The organism is Labrys okinawensis, from assembly GCF_002982075.1.
In the GTDB taxonomy this organism is placed as follows: Bacteria; Pseudomonadota; Alphaproteobacteria; order Rhizobiales; family Labraceae; genus Labrys; species Labrys okinawensis_A.
On sequence record NZ_PUEJ01000001.1, the window covers coordinates 586296 to 606536 of the forward strand.

A 20241-nucleotide genomic window follows, 5' to 3' on the forward strand; every position below is an offset into this window, starting at 1 on the left:
TGGGGAAATGGACGCCTCTTTTTCCGCGCATGCCGTCCTCGCGGGCAGGGCCAGCGGGCCGGTGCTCGCCAGTAACGAAGCCCTGAGCTTCTGGGGCGGAGTCGATCCGGCCAACGGCCGCGTCATCGACGTGCACCATCCGCTGCACGGCGCCTGCCTGACGGGCGCCATCCTGACGATGCCTTCCAGCAGAGGCTCCTGCTCCGGTTCGGGCGTGCTGCTGGATCTGGCCCTGAGCGGACGGGCGCCGGCGGCCCTGATATTCTCGCAGGCAGAGGACGTGCTGACCCTGGGCGCCCTGATCGCCGCCGAACTGTTCGGCAAGCGACTGCCTGTGCTGCGCCTGGCGCCGGACGCTTTCGCGGCCTTGGCACGGGCGAAGTCGGCGCGGATCAGCGAAACAGCCATCGAGGCCGACGGATTCTCGTTGCCTCTGGCGCCTCCCGCCACCGCCCTTCTCGGCCTCACCGGGGCCGACCGCGCCATGCTCGATGGGCGGGATGGACCGGCGGTGCAGCAGGCCATGCGCATCATCTGCGCCATGGCGGCCCAGCAGGGCGCACAAAGGCTGGTTGACATCAGCCAGGGCCATATCGACGGCTGCATCTATGCAGGGCCTGCCAACCTGACCTTCGCCGCGAAAATGGCGGAGATGGGCGCGCGCGTTCGTGTGCCCACCACCATGAACGCCATTTCGATCGACCATGCCCATTGGCGGGAACAGGGCGTGCCGCCCTCTTTCGGCGCCCCCGCCGCACGCCTCGCCGACGCCTATGTCAGCATGGGCTGCCAGCCGACTTTCACCTGTTCGCCCTACCTGCTCGACAGCGCTCCCGCTGCCGGCGCAGCGATCGCCTGGGCCGAGTCCAATGCCGTGATCTTTGCCAATAGCGTGCTCGGCGCGCGGACGGCCAAGCATCCCGACTTCCTCGACCTCTGCATCGCCATAACGGGACGGGCTCCGCTGTCGGGCGTCTATCTCGATCAACACCGCAGGGCCCGTCGCATCATCGACATCGAGCTTCCCGACGAGGTGGACGATGCTTTCTGGCCGCTGATCGGCTATCTCGCCGGCCGCACCGCGCCCCAGCGCATTCCGCTCCTGCGCGGACTCGCCAAGGCCGGGCCCTCGCGTGACGATCTCAAGGCGCTCTGCGCGGCCTTCGGCACCACCTCGGCCGCACCGATGCTGCATGTGGAGGGCGTCACGCCGGAGGCAGGGAATGCCGCAGCCGATGACGCCGATCACGCCGTCATTACCCGCACCGACATGGCGGCGGCCTGGCAGCGCCTCAATGACGGCCCGGAACAAGTGGAGCTTGTCGCTATCGGCAGTCCGCATGCCTCACTCGGCGAATGCCGCACTCTGGCCGACGCACTCGGCGGGCGCCGGCGTCTCGCGGATGTCGCCGTCATCGTCACCGCCGGACAGCAGGTCATCCGCGAAGCACAAGGCGACGGTACCCTCGCCCGCCTGCAGGAAAGCGGCGTGCAGGTGTTGCCGGACCTGTGCTGGTGCTCGATTTCCGAACCGGTCTTCCCCGCCCGGACCCGTGCCGTGATGACCAATTCGGGCAAATACGCTCATTACGGCCCCGGCCTGTCCGGCCGTGTCGTGCGCCTGGGCAGCCTTGCCGATTGCGTGACGGCGGCATTGACCGGGCATGCCCCGCATCGCCTACCGCACTGGCTTTCCTGAGGAACCTTCCCATGCGCAGCACGAAGACCATTCACGTGATTTCGGCCCATGCCGAGGGCGAGGTCGGCGACGTCATCGTCGGCGGCGTCACGCCGCCGCCCGGCGAAACCATCTGGGAACAGAGCCGCTGGATCGCCCGCGACCAGACCCTGCGCAATTTCGTGCTGAACGAGCCGCGCGGCGGCGTGTTCCGCCATGTCAATTTGCTGGTGCCGCCCAAGCATCCCGAGGCGGATGCCGCCTTCATCATCATGGAGCCGGAGGACACCCCGCCGATGTCCGGCTCGAACTCGATCTGCGTTTCCACCGTGCTCCTGGACAGCGGCATCCTGCCGATGCACGAGCCGGTGACGGAGATCACCCTGGAGGCTCCCGGCGGGCTCGTCCGCGTCCGCGCGGAGTGCCGGAACGGCAAAGCCGAGCGTATTTTCGTACGCAATCTCGCGAGCTTCGCAGACAAGCTTGATGCAAAGCTCGAAGTGGAGGGGTTGGGGACGCTCACCGTCGACACCGCCTATGGCGGCGACAGTTTCGTCATCGTCGACGCCGCCGCATTGGGCTTTTCGCTCAAGGCCGACGAGGCCCATGATATCGCCACGCTGGGCGTCAAGATCACCAACGCCGCCAATGCAGCGCTCGGCTTCCATCATCCCGAGAACCCCGACTGGAGGCATTTCTCCTTCTGCCTGTTCGCCGGCACCGTCGAACGCACGGCCGAGGGCTTGCGTGCCGGGGCCGCGGTGGCGATCCAGCCCGGCAAGGTCGACCGTTCGCCGACGGGCACGGCCCTGTCGGCCCGCATGGCCGTGCTGCACGCCCGTGGGCAGATGACGCTGGAAGACAGCCTCACGGCGGTGTCGGTCATCGGTTCGACTTTCACGGGCCGCATCGTCGGCACCACGCAGGTCGGGGGCCGGTCGGCGGTGTTGCCCGAGATCTCGGGTCGGGCCTGGATCACCGGCACCCACCAGCACATGCTCGATCCGTCCGACCCCTGGCCCGGCGGCTACCGGCTGAGCGATACCTGGGGCGCGCGCTGACCGGCGCGCCCACGCAAGCCGTCAGCGCCGTCATTGACCCGAAACCTGCCGCCTCTATCATCGGGAATCGACAGCGGTTTTCGAAGAGGCGGGCATTGTGGCAATGGCGGTCGACGGACGACCAGATCCTCTCGGGCAGCCCCATGCGCTTCCACAGTCCTCCGCAGCCGGCAAGGAGCAAGGCCCGCCAGCCAAGGAAGGAGGTCCAGCCGGCGGTTCGCCGGTCGAGGTCTTCAGCGTCTTCCTCAAGCTCGGCCTGACCTCCTTTGGCGGGCCGATCGCCCATCTCGGCTATTTCCGCGACGAATTGGTGGTGCGGCGCCGGTGGATCAACGAGGCCGGCTATGCCGATCTCGTGGCGCTCTGCCAGTTCCTGCCGGGCCCCGCCTCGAGCCAGGTCGGCTTCTGTCTCGGACTCCTGCGGGGCGGAGGTCTGCTTGGCGGGCTTGCAGCCTGGCTGGCCTTTACCCTGCCGTCGGCCGCCCTCCTGATTGCCTTCGCGCTCGGCGCCTCGACCCTTACCGGCCCCGTGGCGACTGGCGTGCTCCACGGCCTGAAGCTGGTTGCGGTAGCGGTTGTCGCCCAGGCGATCTGGGGCATGGCCAGGACCCTCACGCCCGACAGGGAACGCGCCGCCATTGCCCTGGCGGCCGTCATCCTCACCGCCCTCACGGCAGGCTCGTTCGGCCAGATCGCCGCCATCGCGATCGGGGCGCTCGCCGGGATCTGGCTCTGCCGTATCGAAAAAAGCGCCGCGATCGGCCGCCTCGGCGTTGCGGTATCGCGGCGCAAGGGCGCCATCGCCCTGGCCCTGTTCGCGGCATTTCTCCTCATTCCTGCCGTTCTCGTGGGCGCGACCGGCCCGGATACGGCTCTTTCACGCGCAATCGCTCTGTTCGACGCCTTCTACCGCTCCGGAGCGCTGGTCTTTGGCGGCGGCCATGTCGTCCTGCCGCTGCTACAGGCGGAGGTGGTAGCGCCCGGCTGGGTCGGCAACGAGGCTTTCCTCGCCGGCTATGGCCTGGCCCAGGCTGTGCCGGGGCCGCTTTTCACCTTCGCCGCCTATCTCGGCGCCGTCATGGCGCCCGCGCCCAACGGCATTGCCGGCGCTCTGCTCGCGCTGATCGCCGTCTTCGCGCCGGGCCTCCTGCTGGTCTATGGCATGCTGCCCTTTTGGGACAGGTTGCGGCTGCGCCCCACGGCACAGGCTGCCATGCGTGGCGCCAACGCCGCCGTCGTCGGCATTCTTGCCGCGGCCCTCTATAGCCCCGTCTGGACCAGCGCCGTGCTCTCGCCGCGGGACTTTGCGCTCGCGCTCGCCGGCTTCCTGCTGCTGACGGTGTGGAAAACCCCGCCTTGGATCGTCGTCGCCTTGCTGTCCGGCGCAGGTGCGTTGCTCACCCTGGTCTGATCCAATGACGTGGAGGTCAAACATCGCAGTCGCCGGCATCCGAGCGCACGACATCACGCTCGCTTCCAGCCGCTTCCCCTGAGATCCGTTGTCATTGCATGCGGCGGTGGAGGCGGCTACTCGTCGCCGGCGTCATCGGCCCTGCGGCGGTCGATCACCGCCTGCACCTGGGTGAAGTCGGACGGGGCCATCGACAGCCCTTCGATCTTGTCGCTGCCGAGTTGATTGACGGTCGCACGCAGCTCTCTCACCGGCACGACCTGCACGTCGCCGCCGCGCAGCATGATCGCCACTGTCCCCGGCTCGACCAGATCGCTGGCGACAATGCCGAGGCCGTCCAACAAGATTACTTCACCGGTCACGCATCACTCTCCCCTCGAGCAAAACGCGTTCAGGTGTGAACGCCAATTTACCCTGAGTCTTTGTTTCGACGCGTCTTTGCGATTCCGGGTGCCTCCGTCCAATCGCAAAACGCTCTGGGCAACGCCCCTTATCGAGCCGCCGGCACGAACAGGGGAAGTCCGCAAGATACCAGACATTTACAAGGTTGCCCCGCTCGGCCTCTCCATGCGCCTACCATAAGGGGATCGGGAGAGTGTACCAACCTTTTAAAGACCGTCGCGTCGTGCAAGCCAGTCACGCGACAACGTCATCGCAGGGAGAGCCCTGCTGCAAAACCGGCGGAGGATGGGCGGCCTATCTTGCTCCGGTGCCTCTGCGATTGAAAGAACGCACCGGTGGCGCGCCGAAACAAAGGGCCGGTGCCGAAGTGCTTTTTTACGAGCCACGCCTTGCGCCATCCCCTTGTTTCAACACATTTCTCAATCGAAAAGCCAGCCGGCTTTTCTGGAAAACCCCCTATAGCGCTTTGCGATCGGACGAAGTCACGCTGAATCGCAAAGACGCGTCATAACAATGAGTTAGAGAAATAAAGCGTTCATGCTGGAACGCGCTTTGCTCTAGGCATTGCTCTTCTTGGCCTTGCCGCGCGCAGCGCGGACCGGGGTTTTCTCCTTGGTCTGGCGACCTTGCTGACCCAGACCGAGTTCCTTCGCCAGCCGTGAGCGATGGGCCGAGTAATTCGGGGCCACCATGGGATAATCGGCGGGCAACCCCCATTTTTCCCGGTATTGCTCCGGCGTCATGTCATAGGCGCTGCGCAGATGCCGGCTCAGCGACTTGAACTTGCGACCATCTTCAAGACAGATGATGAAGTCGGGCGTGATGGACTTCTTGATCGGCACCGCCGGCGCTGCCGCGGCGACGGGTTCGACCGGCTTTCCAGTGTTCAGATCGCTCAGTCGTCCATGTACCGATCGTATGAGTTCGGAAAGGGAGGAGGAGGAGACCTGATTATTTGCCACATAGGCAGAGACGATATCGACCGTCAGGTCGACCAGCTTCGTGTCAGCTTCAAGCACGTTGAGCCACTTTCATTGTTGTGTTCATTTCAAGGTGAGTGAAGTTTTCTTAGTGACCGCAGCGTTGTGGACCCTATTGCTACGGTGAGTCCGGAACTCTCAAGCAAATTATGATCCATGTAAAGCCAGCTTTAGAAAGTCTTGAGGCCTATCCTCAGGCAACATCGACAGTTCTGGCAATTCGATGGGCTGGGCTGACGGCCGCCCTAGATAAGACTGTCGATATGCTTAAGAAAGAGGCAGCCGTTCCCTTTGCCGGGCATACGGGCTCTGTCGGCGGCAGTCGGCAGCGATGGCGGATACGAGCTTCGCGATGCGATAACCGTCGGACCTCGGCCTCCGCCTCAGGCGGGGCGCGAATTCTCAGGCACGGCGAGGCAGGCCGGCGTCAGCGCTGGCAGCGCCAATAGCGATGCCCGTCCCTGGTATAGTAGATGCGATGGCACCCGACGGCACTTGTCGGCTTGCGGGCAGCCTGCCGACGGGCTTCGCTGGGCGGCGCCGGAGGCGGCGCGGGCGGCGTTTCGGGGGCTTCCGCCACTTCAGCGGGAGCCGAACCGATCGGCAGCAGTTCCTGCAAAGCCCGCAGACGCACCCCTACGACCTTTGCGATCTGACGGGCATCCTCCTCCTCGCAGGCAAGCTTGGTGAGCTGGGTAAGGGCGGACATCTGACCGATCACCAACGCGGCCTGCGCCGGCGCGACCGGCAGGGCCCCCCGCTCGATGCGCATGAAGTCCATATTCGCAGAGACCAATGCACGCTTGATGTCGCTGCAGTTGGCACCATCGGCCAGGGCCGGCGCGATGCCAAAGCAGGCGATCAGGCCAGCGCAAGACAAGGCGAAAGCAATCCTCATTGGTCAACTCTCCAGATCGGAGAGCGATATTGACGACTTTCTCAGAACCGTTCAATCGGCGGGCCACCATAACGGCAGTATTCCTGGCAATTATGAGCCTGGGCCAAGCCTTCGCTGCGGCAGATCACGCCTGCGCGGCCTCCCCGAGCAAAGCGCTGGTTAGAAAAGCCATGTTTGGCGGAGCGACGGTAGCGGCGCCCGGCTGGAGCAAGGTGCGATTTCGGCGAAATGCACCTCCCTCTCCAAAGCTTGGCTGCGACCCGTTTGTCCAGCCGAGAAGTTCAGTCGGGTTCCTGGAAGCTCGCCGGGCAGCACCGAGTTCCTTGGGTGCTATCGCGCTCGTCTCACGCGACAGCCACACTTATTCGCTGCCCTCGCAGATCGGGGTCGGCCGTGGCGGCGGCGCGGGATGGTCGAGCTTGTATTGCGCCAAGACCGGCTCGAGCGTTTGTCTCGACCAATATTTGGGCGCGCCGATCTCCTTTAGACAGGAAGCGTTCCAATAGAGCCCGACCCTGGCAGGCGACTGGCCGGCCGCCACGGCTCGGGCGACATTGCCGACATCGGCGGCTTCCGGATAGAGATAGAGTGTGGTCGGATCGTCCTTCACCATGGACAGGATCTGCCTCACGTCCCCAAGAGACCAGCTCGTGCAGCCATTGCTGCGCCCGCCGGCATAGTCCACCAGCTTGCCGAACGGAACGTAGCCATCCTGGTTCGCATAGGGGCTGCTCGGAGCTTTGCGCAAGCACACGCCTTTCAGGGCGACGGCGGCATGGCCGCCGATTGCGCGCTGGCGGGCATTGGCTGTCTCGCCTATGCCGTCGAACTGCACGAAGGATCGCAGGAACGCCGCATCCTGGTTCGCCGCCACGCGATAATAGCCCTTGAACGAGGTCTTGGTTTCGGCAGTCACATAGGAACCGCCGGTCGTCAGTTCCGAATCCTGGGCATTGCCGAAATGCCTGGCGCAGCGCCGCCCATTGGCGAAATCCGCCACGCCTCTGAGATTGCGGCCGCCGCCATGCCCGGCCGAGATGGCCCGGAAGGAATGCTGGGATTCGCAGATGATGTAGAAACGTCCACCCGAACTGCCGGGATCGTTGGGGCGCGTCGCATCCATGGCGAAATAGCAAGGATTGCTCACGATTCCCTGGCTCGCTTTCTGGATATAAAGCGCGCGCGCCCTTTGCAGGACCGGCAAGGCGATCTGGCCCGGCCCCTCCCCGACATAGGGCATCAGCCAGGCGGGAATGCCGGCAGCCTGCCCTGCGGCCAAAGCCCCGCCCGAGCCGGCGCCGATCACGGCGACAGCGAGGGACAGGCAGGCGATGCCTACGCCCCTTGCCAGCCCGGATTGCAGCCGTGCCGAGATCATCGTCCTGAAGTGTAACCCGAAAGCCGCTACCGGGTCGTCCATCCTGCGGGTGCGAGGGGTCGCCTGGGCCGTGTGCGCCAATCGAGCCATCGTGAGTTCTTTCCCTCTTCTCGCCGAGCCGGCTCGCGAAGAAGACGCAGCACCAGGTGATGCGAAGACCAGGCAAGCATGGCCGTAATCGGCATGGGCAACGCTAGCGTGCAAGCGTTACGTTTCCTTTACCCGCTTTGCATGTCGGCAGAGGACGGCAAATTGATGGAGAGCCTGCATTGCGGTGCGAGGAAGCAGAACTTCCCTGGTAAGGCCAGGCCTCAGCAAAGCTTCAGCGTGTCCGCCTTCGAACTTCCCGTCCGGTTGTCGACGACCAGTTCGAAGCTCACCTTTTGCCCTTCTCGCAGCTCACCGAGGCCAGCGCGCGTCACGGCGGTAATGTGAACGAAGATATCCCGACTGCCATTGTCCGGTGCGATGAAGCCGTAGCCCTTGATGGGATCGAACCACTTGACAGTACCAGTGCTCATGCCGAGCCTCCTCCCAGAGGCTTCAATCCCGGCTTTCGGAACCGCTTCGTTCGGATCGCCGCGCACAATGTCCCCGGCAAGGTGCCGGCAGACTATTCCCCGTGGTACAGGCAAGCGGCTGTCCGTCTCCGCTCCATTCAGAAAGAGCCCGACGCTTCGAACGCCGGGCAAGGTTGTTTCTTAGGACCGTGTCACCCGCCAGTTCCTCCTAAGGCAGGCACTGGCGGTATCTCCACTGTCGCATAAGCTCGTGATTTCGCCGTGACTGTAAAGAACGGCCGATCGCGGCGGATGGTTCAGACATTGGACGAATGGATCGCATCGACGACCGCCTCGGTGACGTCCCTGGTGGTGGCCGTTCCACCGACATCGGGCGTCAGAATGCCGGCTCCCGTCACCCGCTCCACCGCCCGCATCAGCCTGGCGGAGGCCTCCGCCTCCCCGAGATGGTCGAGCATCTGGGCGGCCGTCCAGAACGTCGCCACGGGATTGGCGATGCCCTTGCCCGCAATGTCGAAAGCCGAGCCGTGGATCGGCTCGAACATCGAGGGAAAGCGCCGCTCCGGATCGATATTGCCCGTCGGCGCCACCCCGAGGCTGCCGGCAAGCGCGCCGGCGAGATCGGAGAGAATATCGGCATGCAGATTGGTGGCGACGATCGTGTCGAGGCTCCGGGGATTGAGCGTCATGCGCACCGTCATGGCGTCGACCAGCATCTTGTCCCAGGTCACGTCCGGAAATTCCCCGGCGACCTCGGCGGCGATCTCGTCCCACATCACCATGCCGTGGCGCTGCGCATTCGACTTGGTAACGACTGTCAGGAACTTGCGCGGACGCGATTGGGCCAGCCTGAAGGCATAGCGCATGATGCGGGTGACGCCGACGCGGGTGAAGATCGCGACCTCCGTGCCGACCTCCTCGGGAAGCCCCCGATGGGCGCGGCCGCCATGCCCGGAATATTCTCCCTCGGAATTTTCGCGTACGATGACCCAGTCGAGATCACCCGGCTCGCAATGGCGCAGGGGCGAGGTGATACCCGGCAGGATCTTGGTCGGCCGGACATTGGCATATTGGTCGAAGCCCTGGCAGATCGGCAGGCGCAGCCCCCAGAGCGTGATGTGGTCGGGGACATCGGGCGCACCGACCGCGCCGAAATAGATCGCATCGAATTTCTTGAGCCGGGACAGCCCGTCGGCCGGCATCATGACGCCGTGCTTCTTGTAATAGTCTGAGCCCCAGTCGAAATTCTCGATATTGAACTTCAGCCCGCCATCCCGCTTGGAGAGCGCCGCCAGCACCGTGGCACCGGCTGCGATGACTTCGGGACCGATGCCGTCGGCAGGAATGGCTGCGATGGAATATTCGCGCATCGTCTGTGCTCCGATAAAAAAAGTGGGTTTCGGATGGGTCGGGCGACATCGGCGGAGCCGTTGGTGTTGACGATGTCCGGGGTTGGGAGCGGAACGGGCGGTGCCAGTGTATCCTGGAGACCCTGAACCGCAATCCGGCGCGGTATGAAGAATCCGCCTGAGGCCCGCAATTTGATGGATCCATCAAGAATTGCCAAGATGCATTGCGAAGACGCTTGGGACCAGGCGTCGGATCGGCGGTGCTCCTAGCCCTTCCACAAGGCAGGGGCATGGACACCGATATGGTCCCAGAGGCGATTGGCGACGGGGCCATGCGGGCGATCGCGTCGCCGGGCGGCGACCAGTTCGGTTTCGACACCCGGAAAAGCATTTCCGGCGATGGAGAGAAGGCGCCCTTCGCGCAATTCCCGTTCGATCATGAAACGCGGCAAGTGTCCCCAGGCCATGCCCCGCATGATGACCTCTTTCTTCATCGCGTGATCCGACACCGTGCATTGCGGTGCGCCTTCCATGACATAGAAGTTCGCCTTCGTCGCCGACCGGGCGGTATCGCGGATGATGCATTGGGTGAGGCCGCGCATTTGGTCCGGCGAGATCCGGCGGGTGAGCGCGAACGGCAAGAAGCCCGGAGCAACCACCGGCACGAACGATACCGTGCCCAGATCGATCCATTCCAAGCGAGGATCGGCCTTCTCGACCCAATGCAGGATCAGGTCGGCCTCATCCTCCAAAAGCCGCTCCGAAGGGCCGCCGATCGTCTCGAAATGGAGGTCCAGCCTTGTCTGCGGGCATTGTGAGAAGAAGCCGCCCAGCAGCTGCAGGCCTTCTTGCAGGGGGCAGGTGTCGCCGAGGATGACGCGCAGATGCGTCTCCTCGCCGATTGCGAGTTGCTGTGCGTGCACGCGCAGCGCCTCCATCTCGCCGAGCAGGGACTGAGCCTTGCGATGGAACGAACGGCCGGCCTCGGTCAGGGATACGCGATAGCCGCTCCGGTCGAACAGGAGAACGCCGAGATTGGCTTCCAGCTTGGCGATCGCCGCAAATATCGCGGCATGCGAGCGGTTGAGCACGGTGGCAGCAGGCTGGAAGCCGCCTTCGCGGACCACGGCATCGAAGCACTGGATTTCCTGAAGCGTGAAAGCATACATTGTCATCTATAATTACAAAGAATTAAAAATCTTTTCAATTTTTGTCGAAATTGATCAGGCCTAGTTTCGCAGCATGCCATCGAGGAGCACGGCTTGCCTCCCTCGATCCCGGCCGTGACGCCGGAGACAGCAAAAACAGGAAAAGGAGCATGCCCATGGCCAACGCCAGCGCCCGTCCCGCCACGCCGGACCTCGAAGAAACGGCAGGCCTGTCGTTCCTGACCACCGGAGACGGCGTCAGGATTGCCTACACGATAGACGGCCCGGACGATCGCCCAGCGCTCGTCCTGTCCAATTCCATCGGCACGACCTTGCATATGTGGGATCTGCAAATCCCAGAGCTGTCGAAACATTTCCGTGTCGTTCGCTATGATTTCCGGGGTCACGGCGCCTCGGACGTGCCGCCCGGCGCCTATTCCGACGGCCGTCTCGGGCGCGACGTGCTGGAATTGATGGATTGGCTGGGGATCGAGCGCGCCCACTTCCTGGGCCTGTCGCTGGGCGGCTTCGTCGGCCAGTGGCTCGCCATTCATGCTCCGGAACGCGTCGAGCGCCTGATCCTGAGCAACACAGCCGCTTACCTTGGACCTGCGGCCTATTTCGACAAGGCTATCGCCGCCGTTCTTGCCGCGCCAGACATGACGGAGACGGCGGAAACATTCCTCGGCAACTGGTTTCCGAAGGCCATGGTCGAGGCGAATGGGCCGGCCATCCAAGCCTTCCGGAAGATGCTGCTGAATACGTCGCGCCAGGGCCTTGCCGGCAACTGGGCGGCCGTGCGCGACGCCGACCTGCGCCGGACCATCGCCCTGGTCGCTGCCCCCACCCTGGTCATCGCCGGCGAGTTCGACACGGTCACCTCGCTTGGCAAGAGCCAGGAGATTGCGGCCACTATTCCCGGCGCCCGGCTGAAGGTGCTGCCGGCCGTCCATCTCAGCAATATCGAATTTCCGCAGGAATTCATGGCAGAAGTGCTGTCATTCCTGCAGGCGGCTCCGGCCTGATCACTCATGCGGGCGCCTCCGCTCCGGCCAAGCGCCGTGCAGAACGCTAAAGGATTTATTCATTCTCAGGCCATGAATTGTTGCCCAAACGAAGAAGTAATTCGTGATTTATTTCTCTAAAACCCAAAATATCAAACAAATCATTTGACAATTCAATAATACCTCTCTTCTATATATTAGCCTTCAACAATTAGGTGTCATATGTCGAGTCCAAGCACACTTCAATATGGCGTTAATTATGGCATTCAATCTTCCAGCAACAGTCAATATCTATCGTGGGAAGGAGCGGTCATCTCCCCCCATGCATATTCTGCGATCCTTTATGATGATCTCAAGGATATATGGTTCGATTCAACGGGAACGACATCTGGAGAAATTCTGACCGGCGCCGAAGTGTATCTTCGGTTGATCGTTGTTGTACATTTATGGCTTCAAGGCATTCCCGGCCAAGCCGCTGAATGGGGCAATATCAAATCCACCGTTCCTGGATGTACTTTCCAGTTATTTACCGACTTGAACGGGACTACAGGCAACGTCATCAGTACCGGACAAACGATCTATATATACAATCCGCAATTCACCTCATATCTCGCCCCCTCTTCAACCTCACCCTATGTGACGTTGGGAAGTGCTGCAGCCTGGACTGCTGTCAGCACCTAAAGCACTTCTCGAAAAAAGTGAGGGGCTTTTCGATTGAGAAAACGCGCCAAAACAGCAGACAGAGAGGAAGTACGATCCAGGAAAGCGTACTTTCTCTGACGTCAAGGCTGCGCCTGCATGATCCTGCGACAAAGAACTGTCCGAAGGCTCAGATCTCCAGCAAAGCGTAAGGCCGGCCTGTCGGCTTTTCGATATGAGCCGCCACATTGTAGACGGGCGCGCCTTTCGGCGTCCTGCCCTGATAGGCCCCGCGATGGGCATGGCCGTGAACCACCGCGCTGACCTCGAAGCGATCGATGGTTTCGGCAAGGCGCGAGGAGCCCAGGAAGGGATAGATCTCGGGCGGCTCTCCGGCGACCGTCTCGACAATGGGCGCATAGTGCAGCACCACCACCGCCCGATCGGCGCGAACCTGCCGCATGGCGTTCTCCAGGCGCATCGCCTGATCGATGCCCTCGGCCACCATGGCCTTGATCGCGGGTTCGCCGAACGAACTCAGCATGAACCGCCCGAAGCCACCGGCAAAACCCTTCACGCCGACGAAGCCGACGCCTTCGATCTCGACATGCCGGCCGTCGAGCAGATGCACCTTCGCCGCCTCGAGAATGGCGACCAGCCTGTCTTCCTCGCCCCCCTCATAGTCGTGATTGCCAAGCACGGCGACGACCGGAATGCTGCAGGCGGCAAGGTCAGCGGCAAGATGTTCGGCCTGTTTCGGCTTGCCGAGATCGGTGAGGTCCCCGGCCAGAACCAGCACGTCGGCCGTTCCCGAAATCTCCTTGAAAAGATCGCGATAGGATTCTTCCGGCGTATCCTTGACATGCAGGTCGGCCAGCGCCGCCACCTTGATGGTCTTTGGCTTGTCACTCATCGCTGCTGTGTCCCTTGGAAGCACGGCGGTCCCCTTCCCCGCCCACATCGGCGAACCCCCATTCCTTGACGTCGATCTCGAAGTCCACGCGCGAATACATGCGACCTCGGCAGATCTTCATCTGAGGCGGCGGCAATTGCCGCTGTGCGTCAAGCCGCTCGAGCAGTTCCGTCAGCAGCCAGGCGGGGACGGCGTCGCGTTCTGATGGATAGATCCAGCGGAAATTGAGCAGATGCATCAGGAGCACCTCCCAATGCACCTCCATATGTGCAAGCAGACGATGCCAGTCGATCTGCGCATGCGTCTTGAGGATGAGATGGACCACGTCGGCACCGTCATAGCGATGGCGCATCTGTACGAAACATTTGGACCAGATGAGATCGGTCGGCCCGACGATGCCGACCTTGCAATCATAGAGGTGGATCTGGCGCCCCTGCTCGAACCAGTCGTCGCCCACCGGCATCGTCCCATTCGGGGAGGCAAAGATGACGTCGAAGAACTTCTTGTCCTTGAGAACCTTGCCGAGCCAGCGATCATCCTCGATCTCGACGGCATAGTTCTCGGCCTGGAAATAGGCTAGCAGGCGCTGGGCATCGCCCGCCTTGCAGAAAATATCCAGATCCTTGGTCAGGCGGGTGATGCCTGTGTAGGCGCTCACGGCAAAAGTGCCGGCCAGCAGAAACGGAACATCGCAGGCACATAAATCCCGAATGGCCTGTTGCACGAAGCTTTCGGCCTCGTCGTCATGCAGCAAGGGTTCGGCCATGACCTGCATCAAGGTCGAGCGCTTTGCCTTGGCTGCCTGTTTCTTGTGATGTGTTGCCATCCGCATCCCTTTGCCTGCCGGACAGGTTGATCGTCCTGTTGGAACGGATGTTGAAGGGCTTGGTTCCGAAAGCGATCCTCTCCTTGCAAGCCCGCGATCACCTCGGCCTGGTTGCAGGTGCCGCCTCGGCGACTTCCTCCGCGCTTCGGCCGCCATAATACAATGCCTCCGCACGCGATGAACGGGAGCATCGCAATGGCCCTGCCCGAAAAGGATATGAGGGCGCCGCGCGTCGAATTATCGGCGGATGTCTTCCAGAAACGCCCTGAGAGGGGCAGCTCGTCAGCCTCGACGAGCCGCCTCGATCGCCGCGACGTCGATCTTTCTCATCTTCATCATCGCTTCGAAGGCGCGTTTTGCTTCGGCGCCGCCGGCAGCTATCGCCTCGGTCAACACGCGGGGCGTGATCTGCCAGGAAATGCCCCATTTGTCCTTGCACCAGCCGCAGGCGCTTTCCTGGCCGCCATTGCCGACGATGGCATTCCAGTAGCGATCCGTCTCCTCCTGATCGTCCGTGGCGATCTGGAAGGAAAAGGCCTCGCTGTGCTTGAATGCGGGCCCGCCATTCAGGCCGAGACAAGGGATGCCGGCGACGGTGAATTCGACCGTCAGCACATCGCCCTCCTTACCGGACGGATAGTCGCCGGGCGCGCGGTGGACGGCATGCACCTTGCTGTCCGGAAAGGTCTCGGCATAGAAGCGGGCCGCGGCCTCCGCGTCCTTGTCGTACCACACGCAGATCGTGTTCTTCGCAATCGCCATTGCCTGTCCTTTCGCGTTCGAAGCCGCCGCGCCCCGGCTTTTCATGGATTCGGGGCGGTCTGCAGCCAGCTTGGGCACCGCGCCCTGAGCATAGAATGCATTCCTTCCGCTCAACGTTCCGACGGCAAGGCCCGAAAAGTCAATCGGACGCATCGCTTCCACCGGCTGGGCCGAGAAGACAGTCGACGCCAGTCATAGGACCTGACCTCACGCCGCGGCTCGGCAGAGTAACGTCAGGAAGGATCGGGAATGCTGGCTTCGCGCTTCAGCCAGTCTATCAGCAGGTCGACGGCCTTCTTCCTTGCCTTGCGCCGGGGCGCAATGAAGAAATAGGCGTTTTGCGTGACGATGGCTTGCCTGGTGAGCCTGACCAGCCGGTTCTGGGTGAGCAGGTCCTCGACCAGCCGGCGCCAGCCGAGTGCGATGCCGTGGCCGTTCAAGGCGGCATAGATAGCCTCGGTATAGAAGCTGCAATGCATGCCCGAGCTCTTGCTCGGCATCGGGACGGAGAATGCCGCAAACCACTCCGCCCAATCGGTCCAGGTGGGATCGGCCGTGTCATTGGTGATCAGGGGATGGCGCGTGAGCTGGGCAAGATGCTCGATCTCACCGATCTCCTGCGCGTAATCGGCGCTGCAGATGGGAAAGATCTCGTCGTGAAAGAGAAATTCGGCGTCCCCATCCGGCCAGATACCGGTTCCGAAGCGAATGGCGAGATCGACGTCCTCGCCATCGACCTTGACCGCATTGTCCTGCGTGATGATGCGCAACCTGATAGTGGGGTGTGCCTTCGAAAACGAGGAGATCCGGGGGAGAAGCCAGAAATGGGAGAAGGCAATCGTCGCCGCAATGGCCAGATCCTCCTCCGCCTCCTCCCTCGACCACTCCGAAATCGTCTCGGCGATGAGGTTGAAGGCCGTCGTGGCCGTGGACGAAAGCTGCTTGCCCTTCTCCGTCAATTCGACCCGTCGATGCAGGCGCCGGAACAGGGGAAAGCCGAACGTTTCCTCCAGGAGATGAATCTGGCGGCTGATCGCTGCCTGGGTGACGCCCAGTTCCGCGGCCGCCCTGGTGAAGCCGCCCAGGCGCGCCACCGCCTCGAAGACAGTGAGCGCTGTGAGCGGGGGAAGCTTTCGCCGCAGATTGGTCATGGCCCCGGGGAACTCCCGCCTTCAGACGGCAACGCCAACTCGGCGACAATAGGAGATAAGCATTACATTGAGTTATGGCAGACGTAAACATTTGTGCCGTTGAGAGGGCGGTTTCATGCGCGCAATATGAAGCCGAATCTGGTGATGAAAACTCATGCTCAATTCATTCTCATCTGCGATCTCGCCTCTGCTGGACCAGCGCATGCCGGGCCATGCCCTCCCTGCCGGCCTCTACACCCGCGAGGACGTCTTCAAGGCGGATCTCGACGTGTTCTTTCGCCGGCACTGGATCTATGTCGGACTGGAATGCGACGTTCCCGAGCCGGGCGACGCCCATGTGATCGATCTCGGCAGTTCGAGCATCATCCTGCTGCGTGACGACGACAACCAGATCCGGGTGCTGCACAATGTCTGCCGCCATCGCGGCGCCCGCCTGCTGGACAGCGGTACCTCCATCGTCTCCAAGCTCGTTTGCCCCTATCATCAGTGGACCTACGAACTCTCCGGCGAACTCGCCTATGCCCCGCATATGGGCACGGGCTTCGACAAGACCTGCAAGAGCCTCAAGCCGGTCCATTTCCGCTCGATCGGCGGGCTGATCTATGTCTGCCTGTCGGACAATCCCCCCGAAGACATCGGCACGCTCGAGACCGTGATGCGGGAACGCCTGGCGCCCTACGACATTGCCAACAGCAAGGTCGCCTTCCAGAGCGAGATCATCGAGAAAGGCAATTGGAAGCTCACCATCGAGAACAATCGGGAATGCTACCACTGCTCGTCGAACCATCCCGAGCTCTGCGTCTCCTTCATCGATCTGGATTTCGGCTTCGATCCGGCCAGCCTGAGCCCCGAGGACCGGGAGGAGGCCGAGCGGCATCAGGCCCTCTACGAGGCGCGCACCAAGGCCTGGGAGGCTGAGGGATTTCCTTCGGCGGCCGTCGAGCAACTCGTCGACTGCGCCACCAATTTCCGGACCCAGCGCCTCATCATCGCGGGAGCCGGCGAGTCCCAGACACCGGACGCCACCGCCGCCTCGTCCAAGCTGCTCGGCTCGATGACGCGCAAGGATCTCGGCGACGTCCATCTATGGGGCCACAATTGCTGGCATCATTTCATGGGCGACCATGCCGTGTGCACGATGATCATCCCTCTCAGCGCCGACGAAACCCTCGTGCGCACGAAATGGCTGGTGCATAAGGATGCCGTCGAGGGTCGCGACTACGATCTCGACAAGCTCACCAGCGTGTGGATCGCCACCAACGAACAGGACGCGCAACTGGTCGCGCGGTCCTATTCGGGTGTCCTCGACCCGGCCTATGAGCCCGGCCCGTACTCCCCCTTCACCGAGGGCCAGCTCGACAATTTCGCCACCTGGTACATCGACCGGATGCGCGCCAATGGCTACTGACAGCGCGCTGCAGACAGGTGCCGGCAACACCCCTGCCCCGCATGCTGAAGCATTCGACCAGCTCCTTTGCGTCGACGTCCATGACGAAACGCATGACGTGAAGAGCTTCACCTTCCTGTCGCCTGACGGCAAGACCTTCGATTTCGAGGCGGGCCAGCATTTGTCGCTGGAACTGGAGATCGATGGCCTGCCGGAAAGCCGCTGCTACAGCATGTCTTCCTCGCCGGCGAGGCGGAAGGCCATCACCGTCACGGTGAAGCGAACGGAAGGCGGCCGCGTCTCGAACTGGCTGCACGACAATCTGGTTCCCGGAATGATGGTCAAGGCCTTGGGGCCGCTCGGCGCCTTCGTCCGCCCCGCGGCCATGCCGGCCAAGCTTGCCTTGCTGTCGGGCGGCTCGGGCATCACGCCGCTGATGTCGATCGTCCGGGACATCGCCGATTCGGCGCAGGCCGCGGACGTGGTCTTCGTCCATGCCGCGAGGACTCCTCGCGATCTCGTCTTCCGCGACGAGCTTGGCGTGCTGGCGAACCGATTGAAGGGCCTGCGGCTGATCCTGCTTCCCGAAGAGGTCACCGGGGAGCCATCCTGGCCGGGATTGACCGGGCGGCTATCCAAGGCGTTCCTGTCGCTGGCCATCCCGGATCTCGCCGAGCGCGTCATCATGTGCTGCGGCCCAGCGCCTTTCATGCGGGCCGTCCGCTCCTTCAGTGCCGAATTGGGCAGCCCGGCTCACAATTATTTCGAGGAGAGCTTCGACGGTGTCGGCGTCGAGGAACCGTCTGCCGAAGTCCTGCCACAAGCAAAACTCTTCAAGGTCGAGTTTGCCAAACAGTCACGCACCATCGAGGTTGCCGGCGAGCAGACGGTGCTGTCGTCGGCGAAGAAGGCAGGCGTTCGCCTTCCCTCGTCCTGCGCCAATGGCCTTTGCGGCACCTGCAAGTCCAAACTCGTCAGCGGCAGCGTCGACATGCAGCACAATGGCGGCATACGCCAGCGCGAGGTCGATGCGGGCTTCTTCCTGCCCTGCTGTTCCAAACCGCTGAGCGACCTGGTGATCGACAGATAAGCCTTGCCGGCACGCACCTCCGGGATGGCAGGCATTCCCGTCGATAAGAGCTAACATAGGGTGGAGGGTCGATCTTCAGATCGACCACCCTTGTCCTCACGCTCGACATTTTCAAGATAGTCGATCTGGAGATCGACCCTTCGCGCTATCTGCGCCCTTGACCGCAGAGTCAGTGCTTATAGACAGGGATGCCTGCGATCCCAGAAGCATTTCCGATCCAAGTTGGTATATTGGTTGATCTCCTTCCCATTCAGAAGCATGGGAAAGGCGGATCAGCACCTGTACAATTATGTCTACTAAATCGACATGATTGACACTATGCTCGACATCCATGTGCATTTCGCTCGATCGCCGATTTGCCGTTTGATGGAGGGCGCTTCATGGAGCAGGTTTTGGGAGAAACGGGCTGGCGAGGCTCGGCCGAGGTCTGGCTGGAAGCTGCCTATGAGCTTCTGCTCGAATCCGGGGTCAGCACGGTCAAGATCCTGCCCCTGGCCAAGAAACTCGGCCTGTCCCGCACCAGCTTCTATTGGTTCTTCAAGGACCGGGAGGAACTTCTCGGTGCCCTGATCGCGCGCTGGCGCGACAAGAACACCGGCAATCTGGTCAAGCAGGCCCAGGCCTATGCCGAATCGATCGCCGAAGCGATGCTCAACGTCAATGATTGCTGGATCGACAAAACGCTGTTCGATGCCCAGTTCGAATTCGCCGTGCGCAGCTGGGCTCTGGAATCGCCGGAGATCCTCACCGAAGTGAGAACCGCCGATCAGATCCGCCTCGACGCCCTTGCGCAGATGTTCACGCGCTTCGGCTATACCGCCATCACCGCCGATGTGCGGGCGCGGACGACCTATCTCACCCAGATCGGCTATATCTCGATGCAGACGCAGGAAGACGTCGCCCTTCGCATGAAGCGCATTCCCGAATATGTCGAGATCTTCACGGGCGTGAGGCCCGAACAGCGCGAGCTCGATCGCTTCCACGCCAGGCACGGCTTCAAGGGGTAGGCTGTCTCCCGGCCTGATCGGCGAAGCTTCCTCAGGGCTGTGTATCCGCCCGCAACGCCCAGAAGGCGAATAGCGGCGTTTCGAGCGAGCGCATCGCATGCCTGATGCCGGGCTTGTTGTAGAACGAGCCGCCCACCCCGGGCGCAAACCAGTCCCCCTCCCCCTGGCGGAACTCGCCGTCGGACAGCACCAGATAGACCTCTTCGGGGGCATGGTCGTGATCGGGATAGCGCACCTTCGGCGCCATCAGCGACACGCCGAGCCAGACGTCACCGCGCTCCTCCAGGCCCCCGGGGCCTAGAAGCATCGCATTGGCATGCCCGTCCGCGAAATTGGCGCTGGCCGTGCCATCATTGTTCGGGCGCCGGCGCCATTGCAGGAATGGCTCCACCGCCTTGAAGCTATCAAGCAGCCGAGCGAGCGTGGCATGTCCCGTATCGATCCGAAGGGCCTGATCGAGATGCCCGCACGCCGGCAGGCGAACGCCGGCGCCCGATCTTGCCTTCTTCGCCTCTTCCAGCGCCGTGAAGATCTCGCCGATGGATCGACGTGCATCCGGGTCCTGCGCGAATTGACCGAAAGCCTCCCGGGCTGCGTCGACGAAATTCTGAAGGGTCGTGCTTCGCTGCGTCATCG

Annotated in this window: 20 protein-coding genes; 8 read left to right on the forward strand and 12 right to left on the reverse strand. The window is 62.6% G+C overall.

What is annotated here, in order from left to right:
* Positions 1-7 precede the first annotated feature (7 nt).
* The 3 genes from C5L14_RS02705 to chrA all read left to right on the forward strand — a co-directional run bounded on the left by C5L14_RS02705 (position 8) and on the right by chrA (position 4150).
* On the forward strand, positions 8-1699 hold the full coding sequence (locus C5L14_RS02705) for an aconitase X (RefSeq protein ID WP_105860463.1): 1692 nt from the start codon (positions 8-10) through the stop codon (positions 1697-1699).
* 11 nt (positions 1700-1710) lie between these two features.
* Positions 1711-2739: a trans-3-hydroxy-L-proline dehydratase gene (locus tag C5L14_RS02710; RefSeq protein ID WP_105860464.1), complete on the forward strand. Its 1029-nt coding sequence runs from the start codon at positions 1711-1713 to the stop codon at positions 2737-2739.
* Positions 2740-2842: 103 nt separating this feature from the next.
* Positions 2843-4150, forward strand: coding sequence for a chromate efflux transporter (gene chrA / locus C5L14_RS02715; protein ID WP_105860465.1), 1308 nt, complete (start codon positions 2843-2845; stop codon positions 4148-4150).
* A 116-nt stretch (positions 4151-4266) separates the two neighbouring features.
* Here chrA and C5L14_RS02720 read toward each other — a convergent pair whose 3' ends face one another.
* The 7 genes from C5L14_RS02720 to C5L14_RS02750 all read right to left on the reverse strand — a co-directional run bounded on the left by C5L14_RS02720 (position 4267) and on the right by C5L14_RS02750 (position 10847).
* On the reverse strand, positions 4267-4512 hold the full coding sequence (locus tag C5L14_RS02720; RefSeq protein WP_146126814.1) for a hypothetical protein: 246 nt from the start codon (positions 4510-4512) through the stop codon (positions 4267-4269).
* 597 nt (positions 4513-5109) lie between these two features.
* On the reverse strand, positions 5110-5571 hold the full coding sequence (locus tag C5L14_RS02725) for a MucR family transcriptional regulator (protein ID WP_105860467.1): 462 nt from the start codon (positions 5569-5571) through the stop codon (positions 5110-5112).
* A gap of 388 nt (positions 5572-5959) precedes the next feature.
* Entirely contained in the window at positions 5960-6430 is a 471-nt protein-coding gene (locus tag C5L14_RS02730) for a hypothetical protein (RefSeq protein ID WP_105860468.1), read from the reverse strand.
* A gap of 361 nt (positions 6431-6791) precedes the next feature.
* Positions 6792-7808, reverse strand: coding sequence for a hypothetical protein (locus tag C5L14_RS02735; RefSeq protein WP_105860469.1), 1017 nt, complete (start codon positions 7806-7808; stop codon positions 6792-6794).
* Between the two features lie 311 nt (positions 7809-8119).
* Positions 8120-8329: a cold-shock protein gene (locus C5L14_RS02740; protein WP_105860470.1), complete on the reverse strand. Its 210-nt coding sequence runs from the start codon at positions 8327-8329 to the stop codon at positions 8120-8122.
* A gap of 296 nt (positions 8330-8625) precedes the next feature.
* Entirely contained in the window at positions 8626-9699 is a 1074-nt protein-coding gene (locus C5L14_RS02745; protein WP_105860471.1) for a tartrate dehydrogenase, read from the reverse strand.
* Positions 9700-9944: 245 nt separating this feature from the next.
* Positions 9945-10847: a LysR family transcriptional regulator gene (locus tag C5L14_RS02750; protein WP_105860472.1), complete on the reverse strand. Its 903-nt coding sequence runs from the start codon at positions 10845-10847 to the stop codon at positions 9945-9947.
* A 155-nt stretch (positions 10848-11002) separates the two neighbouring features.
* On the opposite strand from C5L14_RS02750, the gene C5L14_RS02755 reads away from it, so the two are divergent.
* On the forward strand, positions 11003-11851 hold the full coding sequence (locus tag C5L14_RS02755; protein WP_105860671.1) for an alpha/beta fold hydrolase: 849 nt from the start codon (positions 11003-11005) through the stop codon (positions 11849-11851).
* 201 nt (positions 11852-12052) lie between these two features.
* Complete coding sequence (locus tag C5L14_RS29885; RefSeq protein ID WP_146126815.1) at positions 12053-12511, forward strand: hypothetical protein; 459 nt, start codon at positions 12053-12055, stop codon at positions 12509-12511.
* Between the two features lie 148 nt (positions 12512-12659).
* Here the strand turns inward: C5L14_RS29885 and C5L14_RS02760 are convergent, their stop codons facing one another.
* From C5L14_RS02760 to C5L14_RS02775, 4 genes are all read right to left on the reverse strand, one after another.
* Positions 12660-13382, reverse strand: a complete 723-nt coding sequence (locus C5L14_RS02760) for a metallophosphoesterase family protein (protein ID WP_105860473.1) — start codon at positions 13380-13382, stop codon at positions 12660-12662.
* Positions 13375-14208 carry a hypothetical protein gene (locus C5L14_RS02765; RefSeq protein WP_428832593.1) on the reverse strand — a complete coding sequence of 278 codons (834 nt, stop codon included), beginning with the start codon at positions 14206-14208 and terminating at the stop codon, positions 13375-13377. Before C5L14_RS02765 ends, C5L14_RS02760 begins: the two co-directional genes overlap by 8 nt.
* A gap of 282 nt (positions 14209-14490) precedes the next feature.
* Positions 14491-14964: a VOC family protein gene (locus tag C5L14_RS02770; protein WP_105860673.1), complete on the reverse strand. Its 474-nt coding sequence runs from the start codon at positions 14962-14964 to the stop codon at positions 14491-14493.
* Positions 14965-15203: 239 nt separating this feature from the next.
* Complete coding sequence (locus tag C5L14_RS02775; protein WP_105860474.1) at positions 15204-16121, reverse strand: LysR substrate-binding domain-containing protein; 918 nt, start codon at positions 16119-16121, stop codon at positions 15204-15206.
* Positions 16122-16275: 154 nt separating this feature from the next.
* Between C5L14_RS02775 and C5L14_RS02780 the strand changes: the two genes are divergently transcribed.
* From C5L14_RS02780 to C5L14_RS02790, 3 genes are all read left to right on the forward strand, one after another.
* Positions 16276-17529: an aromatic ring-hydroxylating oxygenase subunit alpha gene (locus C5L14_RS02780; protein ID WP_105860475.1), complete on the forward strand. Its 1254-nt coding sequence runs from the start codon at positions 16276-16278 to the stop codon at positions 17527-17529.
* Positions 17519-18598 carry a hybrid-cluster NAD(P)-dependent oxidoreductase gene (locus C5L14_RS02785; RefSeq protein ID WP_105860476.1) on the forward strand — a complete coding sequence of 360 codons (1080 nt, stop codon included), beginning with the start codon at positions 17519-17521 and terminating at the stop codon, positions 18596-18598. The genes C5L14_RS02780 and C5L14_RS02785 overlap by 11 nt, the downstream gene beginning before the upstream one ends.
* A 380-nt stretch (positions 18599-18978) precedes the next feature.
* Positions 18979-19605: a TetR/AcrR family transcriptional regulator gene (locus C5L14_RS02790; protein WP_105860477.1), complete on the forward strand. Its 627-nt coding sequence runs from the start codon at positions 18979-18981 to the stop codon at positions 19603-19605.
* 31 nt (positions 19606-19636) lie between these two features.
* Here C5L14_RS02790 and C5L14_RS02795 read toward each other — a convergent pair whose 3' ends face one another.
* Positions 19637-20239, reverse strand: a complete 603-nt coding sequence (locus C5L14_RS02795; RefSeq protein WP_105860478.1) for a dimethylsulfoniopropionate lyase — start codon at positions 20237-20239, stop codon at positions 19637-19639.
* Between the last annotated feature and the right edge of the window lie 2 nt (positions 20240-20241).